At 60.3% G+C, this 10,508-nt stretch carries 10 protein-coding genes and 1 riboswitch; all 10 genes read right to left on the bottom strand.

The genetic code is table 11. The features are described 5' to 3' along the window. Positions 1–180: 180 nt before the first annotated feature. The gene (locus WA157_RS17575; RefSeq protein ID WP_422622195.1) at positions 181–1,899 is read right to left on the bottom strand and encodes a diguanylate cyclase domain-containing protein; all 1,719 of its coding nucleotides are present in this window, start codon (positions 1,897–1,899) and stop codon (positions 181–183) included. A 3-nt stretch (positions 1,900–1,902) separates the two neighbouring features. Continuing rightward, positions 1,903–2,925, bottom strand: coding sequence for an extracellular solute-binding protein (locus WA157_RS17570; RefSeq protein ID WP_422622194.1), 1,023 nt, complete (start codon positions 2,923–2,925; stop codon positions 1,903–1,905). 6 nt (positions 2,926–2,931) lie between these two features. After that, positions 2,932–4,326 carry a serine--tRNA ligase gene (gene serS, locus WA157_RS17565; protein WP_422622193.1) on the bottom strand — a complete coding sequence of 465 codons (1,395 nt, stop codon included), beginning with the start codon at positions 4,324–4,326 and terminating at the stop codon, positions 2,932–2,934. A gap of 43 nt (positions 4,327–4,369) precedes the next feature. Further along, on the bottom strand, positions 4,370–5,014 hold the full coding sequence (locus WA157_RS17560; RefSeq protein WP_422622192.1) for an ABC transporter ATP-binding protein: 645 nt from the start codon (positions 5,012–5,014) through the stop codon (positions 4,370–4,372). Further along, complete coding sequence (locus WA157_RS17555; protein WP_422622191.1) at positions 5,007–6,659, bottom strand: ABC transporter permease; 1,653 nt, start codon at positions 6,657–6,659, stop codon at positions 5,007–5,009. The genes WA157_RS17560 and WA157_RS17555 overlap by 8 nt, the downstream gene beginning before the upstream one ends. A gap of 11 nt (positions 6,660–6,670) precedes the next feature. Beyond that, the gene (locus tag WA157_RS17550) at positions 6,671–7,693 is read right to left on the bottom strand and encodes a thiamine ABC transporter substrate-binding protein (protein ID WP_422622190.1); all 1,023 of its coding nucleotides are present in this window, start codon (positions 7,691–7,693) and stop codon (positions 6,671–6,673) included. Between the two features lie 41 nt (positions 7,694–7,734). Then, positions 7,735–7,832: riboswitch (TPP riboswitch) on the bottom strand. Between the two features lie 64 nt (positions 7,833–7,896). Beyond that, positions 7,897–8,463, bottom strand: coding sequence for an AAA family ATPase (locus WA157_RS17545; RefSeq protein WP_422622189.1), 567 nt, complete (start codon positions 8,461–8,463; stop codon positions 7,897–7,899). Between the two features lie 62 nt (positions 8,464–8,525). After that, a complete protein-coding gene (ispH, locus tag WA157_RS17540; protein ID WP_422622188.1) occupies positions 8,526–9,488 on the bottom strand; it encodes a 4-hydroxy-3-methylbut-2-enyl diphosphate reductase in 963 nt (320 codons plus the stop codon). After that, the gene (locus WA157_RS17535; protein ID WP_422622187.1) at positions 9,485–9,949 is read right to left on the bottom strand and encodes an FKBP-type peptidyl-prolyl cis-trans isomerase; all 465 of its coding nucleotides are present in this window, start codon (positions 9,947–9,949) and stop codon (positions 9,485–9,487) included. Before WA157_RS17535 ends, ispH begins: the two co-directional genes overlap by 4 nt. A gap of 403 nt (positions 9,950–10,352) precedes the next feature. Then, positions 10,353–10,508: aldehyde dehydrogenase family protein (locus WA157_RS17530; RefSeq protein ID WP_422622196.1), on the bottom strand; the 156-nt coding region annotated here is incomplete at its 5' end.

The following is a 10,508-nucleotide window of genomic DNA, read 5'->3' as shown; positions in this document are numbered from 1 at the left end:
CCGAATGTACCTGACTCGAAATCAGGCGTACCGCAAGGTACCGTGGGTTCGAATCCCACCCTCTCCGCCAAAAACAAAGCTCTTTCACCAAATGAAAAAATGGTGAAAGAGCTTTTTTCATGCTTGGCTTCCCGGCACCAAGCCGCATGGCGAGCTCCTACCTTGAGATTGAATGCCGGGTCAAGACCCGAAAAGACTGACGCGGTTGCCGCCGCTCTCCTTGGCACGGTACATGGCGGCATCGGCACTGCGCGATAGCGTCAGCTCGTCACTACCATGTTCTGGGTAGAGGGCCACACCGATGCTGGACCCAATAAACAAACTGCGGCCATCAAGATCAAAAGGCTGACTGAGGGCCTTGCATATTTTTTCGGCGACCAGCACGGCATCCTGGTCCTCCTCGACATGGGTCAGCAGCACGACAAACTCGTCACCTCCCATGCGCCCCACCGTATCGGCATGGCGCACACAGGCCTGCATCCGTTTCGCAGCGGCGTTCAGCAACAAGTCCCCAACATGATGGCCGCAAGTGTCGTTGACGTCCTTGAACGCGTCCAGATCAACAAACAGCAGGGCCATGTGCGTCTTGTCGCGCCGCGCTTGTGAGACCGCTTGACGCAGCCGGTCGTCAAACAGTGCGCGGTTGGGCAAACCGGTCAGGGGATCATGTTGGGCCAGATGCTCAAGCGCTTGCCGGCTCTCGTTCAAATCGCGCATGTTCGCCACAATGATGTTCTGCATGTCGTTGAGGCTGCTGGCGAGCAGCCCGATTTCATCCTTGCGGGCCGCCGACAATTCGTTGACCACATGCTCTTTTGAAAAGACACTCATCGCATCAACCATTTTCCGCAGGGGGCCGATCACGGCGCGCGAAACCAGCGCCGCCAGAAGTATGGCAAGAACCCCCAGCACAAGAATGATTTGAACGGTGTTCCAACCCAGCTTCGACGTTTCCCGCACGACGTTCTCCAGCGGCTGCGACAGTCCCAGAATCACAAAATCCTTCTGGACCGAGCCACCAAAAGGCATGCGGATAAAAGCGGCCACCAGCCCGTTGCCAGCTTGCTGAATAGCGTCAATATTGGTGACCACACTGGCGCTCTTGCCGTTGATCAAGGCCGCAACCGGCTCGAAAGACTCTTGAATAAAGATTCTGCGTCCCTGGTCAAAGCCAAAGGCTTCGGCCGGGTTGGGGTGAATCAGAAAGTCGCCCCAATGGTTGCTCAGGTACAACTGATAGGCGCTTGGCAGATCGGACTTCAGGCGGTCAAACAGGCCGTTCAGATCCACGTTGATCACGATCAGCCCCAGCACTTTGCCGCTGTCGTCCAGCACGGGTGAGGCGACCCGGACGGTGGGCTTGTGCAATCCGGAATGCGCCCCTTCTTCGTGGTTGATCGTGATGTCCGACAAATAGACTTGCCCCCGGCCCAGTTGCAAGGTGTTGAAAACATAGGGGTAATGGGCTTTTTCCTGCAGATTGTCTGTTTGTACCGGCACCAGTTTGCCGTCGTCACGGTCCAAGCGAACCAGTTCCAGGCCGTGTTGGTCGGCACCAATCAGTCGAATCTGGAAATATTCAGGATGCGCCGCCATCATCGCCGCGAAGGTATCGCTCAGCCCCTTTGGGTCACGGCCCGCTGGCATGCTCTCGGGGCTACTGACCATGGCCGAGCTGGCCGGGAGGCTTGCCAGCAGCAAGGTGTCCCTGGCAACTGCGTCGATGTTGGCCTGAAAGTTGCGCCCCAGCACGTGAGTCGCCGTCAGCAAATCACGTTGCGCGGCCGCCAGCAAGGTAGCACGGCCACTGGCATATGAGTAGTAACCCACGATTCCCATCGCCACCAGACTGAAACTGGCCAGCAAAAGCCCCAGCTTGAAACCGATGCCATAACGCATGAGCTAGAACCGCCCTGGCAAATCGCCAGAAATAATGCGCCCCCACAGGGCTGCCCGGCGTTTGTCATCTTCGACCGGTTCGAGCCAGATGATCTTGTCCGCATCCGCCGCTTCGGTGTCGACTTCAATCGTATTGGACAGACCCTGACGTCGGGTCAATTCGCTGCTCACTTTTTTGTCCAGCATGAAGTTGATCCAGCTCTCTGCCAGTTCCTTGTTCCTGACCCCGCGCGTCAGCGCCCAGCAGTCCAGCCAGGCCAGTGCGCCCTCAACGGGAATGACATAACCGACATCGGCGCCCGCATCGCGCAACAGTTTGAGCTGTTGGCGGCCGTAATTGGCAAACAGAAGTGCCGCCGAATGATGACGAAACAGCTCGACTGATTCTTCCGGCAAGGTGTAGAAGGTCAACACATTGCGGCGCAAGGCGATGAGGTGGTTGACTACGCCTTTGAAATCTTTATCTTCAATCCGGAAAGGTTTTCCCCCCAGCACCAATGAGGCGATCGAAAAATTGTGGCTACTGGTATCGAAGGCGAGCACCCGCCCCTGGTACTTGGGATCCCACATCGCAGCCAGCGAGGTGGGCGCTTGCACAAACTGCTTGCGGTCATAGATCAGCCCCATTTCCGAGTAGGTGTACGGTACCGCATAGGCCTCACCCAGACGGGTGATTCCCGGAATGCTCTGCAGCTTGCGAAAACGGGGCAACTGGTGCGCCGTGTTGGGAATATTGGCGAGCCGCAACGGCACCACCAGTCGCTCGTTGATGTAGTGCTGCATTTCGGCCGTGTTGGCCGCAAACACATCGAAGTTGCCGCCCTGGTTCGCGCTGATCTTTTGCCGCAGCACATCATCGGAACTGACGAAGCTCACCTCAACCCGCACGCCGTGCTGTTTCTCAAACAACTTGACCAGATCACTGTCGGCGTAGCCAGGCCACGTCAGTACGCGCAAGGTTTCCACTGCCTGGCCTGGCAAACTCAATGCCAATAGGACGATGAGCAGCAGTAGGCGCAGGTTCATGGCAAGCTACATATCCATGTCATTCATGGTGGTGGCGCCCAGAACTTTTTGACCGCCCACATAAGGACGCAAAGCCTGCGGTACGGTGACCGAGCCATCGGCATTCTGGTAATTTTCCAACACCGCCACCAGCGCGCGCCCGACCGCCAGTCCCGAACCGTTGAGCGTGTGCACCAGCTCGTTCTTGCCCTGTGCGTTCTTGAAGCGCGCCTGCAGGCGGCGCGCCTGGAAGGCCTCGCAGTTCGATACCGAGCTGATTTCACGGTAGGTGTTTTGCGCCGGCAACCAGACTTCCAGATCGTAGGTCTTGCTGGCACCAAAGCCCATGTCACCGGTGCACAAGGACATCACCCGGTAGGGCAGGCCCAGCTTTTGCAAAATGGCTTCCGCGTGACCGGTCATCTGTTCCAGCGTCTCGTAACTCTTGTCGGGGTGCACGATCTGCACCATCTCGACCTTGTCGAACTGGTGCTGGCGAATCAGGCCACGCGTGTCACGCCCGGCACTGCCAGCCTCGGAGCGAAAACACGGTGTGTGGGCGGTTAGCTTGACCGGCAACTCGGCCTCGGCCAACACCACGTCGCGTACAAAGTTGGTCAGCGGCACTTCGCTGGTCGGAATCAAATAAAGTGCGCTGTTGTCAGGCGCCGCTTCAGCCTCTTGCCCGCCTTTTTTGGCGGCAAACAAGTCGGCTTCAAACTTGGGCAACTGTCCGGTGCCGCGCATGCTTTGCGCATTGACGATGTAAGGCGTGTAGCACTCGGTGTAGCCGTGTTCCTGGGTTTGCACGTCCAGCATGAACTGGGCCAGCGCCCGGTGCAGGCGTGCAATCGGGCCCTTCATGACGGTGAAGCGGGCGCCAGTGAGCTTGACGCCCAACTCGAAGTCGAGCCCCAGCGGTGTGCCGATATCAACGTGGTCTTTCACCTCAAAATCAAAGGCCTTGGGTCCCTTGCCGTCGGGACTCCAGCTGCGCACCACCACATTGCCATTCTCATCCGCGCCCACCGGCACACTCTCGTGTGGCAAATTGGGCACGCCCAGCAACAGCCCCTGCAACTCCAGCTGAATTTGTTCCAGCCGGGTCGCGGAGGCTTCCAACTCCTGCTTAAAGCCTGATACCTGATCCTTCTTCTGCTCAACCAGATTCCGATAAAAGTCAGCTTGATCAAACTCTTCCTCAGCATTGAACCTAGTGATCCGGCTCGCTAGGGGTCCAATTTCCTTCGATAGAGTGTTGCGCTGCGCTTGCAGCTCTTCGGTGCGCATCTGAATCGTCTTGCGCTCGGCCTCCAGCGTCTTGAAGCTGTCCACATTGAGAAAGGCTTGCGGTGATTTACGGGTTTCGAGACGGGCAATAACCGAGTCGAGGTCTTTTCGGAGGGTGGTGATGTCTAGCATGACAAGATTGTAAATTTTTTGTATCCTGGATTGCCTGAAATCGCTACCACGCGGCCCGCAATTGCCCGTCCACCAGTCGCACGCCGCGCGCGGCCATGGCGCGGGCCTCGGCTTCGTCGTGCGTCACCAGCAGCGTGGCCATACCAGCGGCGGCAATATGCCGGCAAAACTCCTCGCGCAAGCCTTGGCGCAACTCGGCATCCAGCGCTGAAAACGGCTCGTCCAGCAGCAGCGCACGCGGATTCGTGATCAGGGCACGCGCCAGCGCGACGCGCTGCTGCTCACCGCCCGAGAGCGTCCAAACCTTATGCCGGGCATGATCAAGCAGACCAAAACGCTCCAGCATCTGCGCCGCCCGTGCGCGCGCGTCCGACTTGGCCAGCCGCTGCTCCACCAAGCCAAAAGCGACGTTATCGAGCACGTTCAGGTGCGCAAACAGCGCAAAGTCCTGGAACATGAGTGCAAAGTGGCGCCGCTCGGGCGGCACCCGGGTGATGTCCTGGCCGTCAAACCAGACGCTGCCCTTGAGTGGCGGCTGCAGGCCCGCCACGATGCTGAGCAGCGTGCTCTTGCCGCTGCCAGAAGGCCCCAGCAGGGCCACAATTTCACCGGCAGCCACTTGCAGGTTGATGTCTTGCAGCAGGACCCGATCACCATAGTTCTGACTGATGTGGCGCAGCTCAAGCATGAAGAAACGCCCCCACAGCCACAGCACTTGCCGGTGAGCACCTGCGATCATGACGATCGGCCACCGGCCACTCAATCAGTAAAAAGGCCAGCAAGGCCAACAGCATCAGCAGGCACGCCAGCACCATGGCCTGATCCAGGCTGCTCGCCCCCGGGTGACCCAGGCGCTGGTAGATCAAGGTCGTGAGCGTGGCCCACTCGGGACGCGACAAAAATAGCGTCACCGCAAACTCACCCAAAGCAGTGGCGGCTGCAAACGCCATGCCCCGGCGTAAAGCGGGGCGCAACAGTGGCAGGGTGACACGCCAAAAAGTACGCTGCGGGCTGGCACCCAGGGTGCGGGCAGCGTGCAGCACATGCGGGGGCAGACTGTCCAAACCCGCTGACAAGGATTTAGCGACAAAGGGGTAGGCCAGCACGGCGTAGGCCGCCAGTAACAGGGGCAAACTGGCCGTCCAACTCGGGTACAACAACAGCAGGCCAAACGCCACGGTCACCGGTGACACCACAAACGGCAGAAATGCCGCGGCGCGCCAGGGCACCGAGCGCTCCGCAGCCAGCGCGTGCAGCACGCCCAACAGTGTCGCCACAGCCAAGGCCAGCGCGGAAAAACGCAAGGTGTTCCAAAGAGCGCCACGCACCTCTGCGTCCAGCACCGTGACCCAAGTGACCCAACCTGCATCCAGCGCGCGCCAGACGATGGCCAGAACGGGCAGCGCGCAAATCACAAACAGCACCCCGAGCGCCGCCAGCAAGGCCAGCCATTGAGCCATGCCGTGGGGCGGCCTGCGCGCAATGGGTTCCACGCGACCGGGAGCCGCCAGGCGTTTCTCAAGCAGGGCATAGACCAGCGCCACCGTACCCGTCAGCAGCAGCATCCACAGCGCCAGCACGCTGGCTTGACCCAGTTGCAGCTCGTGTGCCACCAGGGTGTAAATCTCGACCTCCACAGTGGCGTAACGCTGACCGCCCAGCACCAAGGCCAGGCCAAAGCCGGCAAAGCAATACAAAAACACCAGGCACAAGCTCGACATCAGCCACGGCGCGATCGACGGCCACTCGACCCGCCAAAACGCCCGCCACGGCGTGGCTCCCAAAGAGCGTGCCGCCGCCACCTGGCGCGCATTCACCTGGCCGAGCGCATCGACCCCGGCGCGCACCACCAGACACAGGTTGAAAAACAGGTTGCCGTACAGCAGCAGCCAGGGCGTGTTGTGCAGGTTGACACCGAGCCAGCCACTGAGCACGCCGTGCGGACCCCACAGCGCCAATACACCCAGAGCCGCCACCAGGGTGGGCACCACAAACGGCAGCATCAACAAGCGCAGCACCAGCGTACGTCCCGCAAACTGAAAGCGCGCCAGCACCCACGCCAGCGGCAAGCCCAACGCCAATGCCAGCACGCAGGTGATACCCGCTTGCGCGAGCGACCAGAGCACGCGCCAGCGCAGGTAGTCGTCTTGCCAGGGCGATCCAAGCGACCATGCCTCCGTGGCGGCCGCGCCGGGCAAACTGACGTCACCCGCCCACCCGGCCAGCACCAGCCGACCCAGCGGCGCAATCAGCAGCACCAGCAAAGCAACAGCGGGCAGCAGCCCGAGCCAAACGCTGCGACGCAACCAGCCAGGCAAGACAACAGGCGACATCGACGGCCGCGCTACTTGAGCACCACTTTGGTCCAGCGTGCGACCCACTGCGCACCCTTGCCGGCCACCACTTGGGTCGCCGGGGCCTCAAACTCGGTCGGCTCGGCGGCGTGGCGCATCACCTCGGCCAACGGGGTTTTGGCCTGCACCGGGTACATCCACATCGCCGTTTGCAGGGCCTCTTGCACAGGGGCGGAACGCAGAAAATCGACAAACTTCAAAGCCATCGCCCGCTGGCCACCCCCTTTGACCAGGCCCACACCTTCCACCTGGCGGAAAACGCCACCCTTGAGGTTCAGGCTCGCCGTGGGCGACTCTGGTGTTTTTTCCTTGCTGTAAAACACCTCGGCGGCCGGGCTGGTGGCGTAACTCACCACCAGCGGGTAGGCACCCTTGTTACGTGCAAAGTCGGTGTAATAAGCTTCGCTCCAGCCCTTGACCACCTTGAGGCCGTTGCCGCGCATCTGCGCCCACCAGGCAAAGGCGGGCTCTTCGCCCATGGCGGAAATGGTGGCCAACATGAAGGCGTAGCCGGTGCTGCTGGTGGCGGGGTTGGGAGTGACCAACCAGTTCTTGTAGGCGGGCAGCGTCAAATCCTGCAAGGTTTTCGGCAAACTGATGCCGCTTTTGGCCACAGCCGCTTTGTCGTAATTCAAGGTCACAAAGCCATAGTCCACCGCCGCCAGTGCAGCCCCCAGATTGGCATCGGGCGCGTCGGCGGTCTGGGGCAGCGCAGGCTCCAGCACGCCCGTGGCCAGCGCCTTGCCCACCAGCGTGTTGTCAATGCCAAACACCACATCGGCGATGGGTTGGGCGCGGGTCAAAATCAACTTGTTGAGCATTTCACCCGCATCGCCGCCCTTGATGATGGCCAGCCGGATGCCGTTTTGCGCTTCAAACTGCGCCAGCAGGGGCTTGGGCAGTGAAAAAGAACTGTGCACCATCACGCGCAGTTCATCGGCCGCACGGGCTTGGGTTGACAGCGAGAACGCGGCCAGCGCGGTGGCGGCCAGGGTAAAAAGACGACGGTTCATGGCAAAGCCTTTCGATGCGCCAACGCACAAAACGCCAGGATGAAGGCCAACCTTCACGCTCCCTACGCTGGCATGATCCAGATCAGGTGAGTGGGGTATTTCTCAGACCATCTTGCAACGGACACCCCCGGTGAGCTCGCCATTGTAATGATGCAGTTCAAGCTGCACGGGCGCGGCGCTTGCAGCCAGCGCGGGACCCATGTTCAGCTTGTGAGTGTCTCAACCGCCAGAATCGCGGCCTGCAGTCGGCTGTCACCCGAGCCGGACACCTCAATGCACGGGTGGCGCATGGCGTGAAGCTCGTGCCGCAGCCTGGCCTGAATGGCGGCCCGCGCGGGGTCACCGTCACGCTGCAGGCCATCAGACAACCACGGCATGTCTGGCTGCAAGAGCAGCGTCAAGGCATAGCGGGTATGCAAGACATGGGCGCACTCAAAAAGCGATCTGTCGGAGAAATAAAAGTCGCTGTAAATCGCGGTGAGCAGCGGCGCGCTGTCACAGAGTACATACGGGCAAGCTCTTTGCCGGGCCAGTGCCGCCACCTGCTCTTCTTGCTCAAACTGGGCACGCATGATCAACGCCTGCTCATCCGCCCTGGGCGTGCGACCCTGCAAGTCACAAAAAGAGCGCAGATGCTCTGGCACCCACAGGCTGGAAAAATGCGCGGCCAGGGCTTTTGCCAACGTCGTTTTGCCGGTGCACTCAGCACCTATCAGGCAGATGAGTTGCGGGTTGAACATCACATCGCGCGCCAATTTGGTCAGCTGCATATTTATGAAGAATCAGGCCAGAGCCCCCGTCCCTTATGCGCAATACGCTATCATTACAATAGCTATCCAAGAGCCTCTGTATCCTTCAGACGCAAGCCCTTGGGCAGCGGAAACTTCACGGTCTCCGGCGTACCAGCCATCTTGCGCACAGACACCGCGCCCAGTGCCTTGATGCGGTCAATCACCTGGCGCACCAGGATATCGGGGGCCGAGGCACCGGCGGTCAAACCCACGTGCTGGCGACCCTCAAACCACTGCGCCTGCAATTCGTCCGGGCCATCCACCATGTGGCTCTCGGTGCCGAGCTTGCGCGCCACTTCACGTAGCCGCCTGCTGTTGGAACTGGTCGGGCTGCCCACCACGATCACGACGTCAACCAGCGGGCTCATCACTTTGACGGCGTCCTGCCGGTTTTGCGTGGCGTAGCAAATATCTTGTTGCTTGGGCTCGCGCACCTTCGGAAACCGTGCCTTGATGGCCGCCGCAATGTCAGCCGCGTCGTCCACACTGAGCGTGGTTTGCGTCACCACCGCCAGTTTGTCGGTCTGCGCCGGGTTGATGCGCGCCACGTCAAGCACACTCTCCACCAGATGAATGCCGCCCTCCAACTGTCCCATGGTGCCTTCGACCTCGGGGTGTCCCTTGTGGCCGATCATGATGAACTCATAGCCTTCTTTGTGCAGCTTGGCCACTTCCACATGCACCTTGCTCACCAGCGGGCAGGTGGCATCAAACACCTGAAAACCCCGGGCGGCAGCCTCCAGCTGCACCGCCCGGCTCACGCCATGGGCCGAAAAAATGAGCGTAGCCCCCGCAGGCACGTCATCCAGTGCTTCAATAAATATAGCGCCTTTCGCCTTCAGGTCATTCACCACGTAGGTGTTGTGCACAATTTCATGGCGCACGTAGATGGGAGCGCCAAATTTCTGCAGCGCTCGCTCCACAATCTCGATGGCCCGGTCCACACCGGCGCAAAAGCCGCGCGGCTCGGCCAGCAGGATGTCCTGCGGTGCGCTGGCTGTCACAGAATTCCGATCACATGCACCTCAAAGGTCACGGCTCGACCGGCCAGCGGGTGGTTGAAGTCAAACAACACGGCGTCGCCCTTCTCATCGCTTCTGAAATCCTGGACCGAACCGGCAAACTTGCCCTTGCCGTCCGGCGTGGGGAACTGCAGCACATCGCCCACCGCATACTCTTCGTCGGGCTCACCCATGTCGATCAGTTCCTGGCGCGCCAGCCATTGCAGCATGGCCGGGTTGTGCGGGCCAAATGCGGTGCCCGCAGGCAGCTCAAACGTGGTGTGGGTGCCTTCGGACAGGCCCAGCAAATAAGCCTCCAGCGTGGGCGAGAGCTCACCGGTGCCCAGCGTCAGCGTGGCGGGTTTGCCGTCAAAGGTGTTGATCACATCACCGACCGGCCCGGCCATGCGGTAATGCAGCGTGAGAAAAGATCCCGGTTGAACCGTGAGGAGTGTTGATGTCATATAAACCCTGTAGCTAGTTTCCAATTGGTTGGAGACAGAGCGAAAATTGCTTCGCCATTATTGGTCTGTGCCGCAAAGTCTCAAGAAGGCCGCACAGACTGCCCCCCTATTCTAAAAGACCGACCAATACCCATGAAAACCCTGCCAACAGCTATGACGGTATTTCAGAGCCGTTCCTGGGGTGCCATTTCTCTTGGTTACTTAACCGGCAGGCGCAGACTGCGAAAAGTCAGTGGCCGACGGCCGCATGCCCACCCCTGAGTCTCGGCAATGGGACCCGAAGCTGTCGTTCAGGTTCATCCTGCGATGGTCGCTTGTCGGCCACAGCCGAACGGTCAGCGCTTGCACCCATGGCAGTCACTCGTGAAACGGCAACTGCTTCCCGACGGTCGCGGTGGAGTACTCAACTGCCGATATAGCTTGTTTTCACGGTGGTGAAAAACTCTTGCGCATAACGGCCCTGCTCACGCGAGCCGTAGCTCGATCCCTTGCGGCCACCAAACGGCACGTGGTAGTCGACACCGGCGGTCGGCAGGTTCACCATCACCATGCCGGCCTG

This window comes from Rhodoferax ferrireducens (assembly GCF_049302455.1).
In the GTDB taxonomy this organism is placed as follows: Bacteria; Pseudomonadota; Gammaproteobacteria; order Burkholderiales; family Burkholderiaceae_C; genus Rhodoferax; species Rhodoferax ferrireducens_B.
Note: the sequence above shows the minus strand (reverse complement) of the source record. Positions and strands in the feature narration are given on the sequence as shown.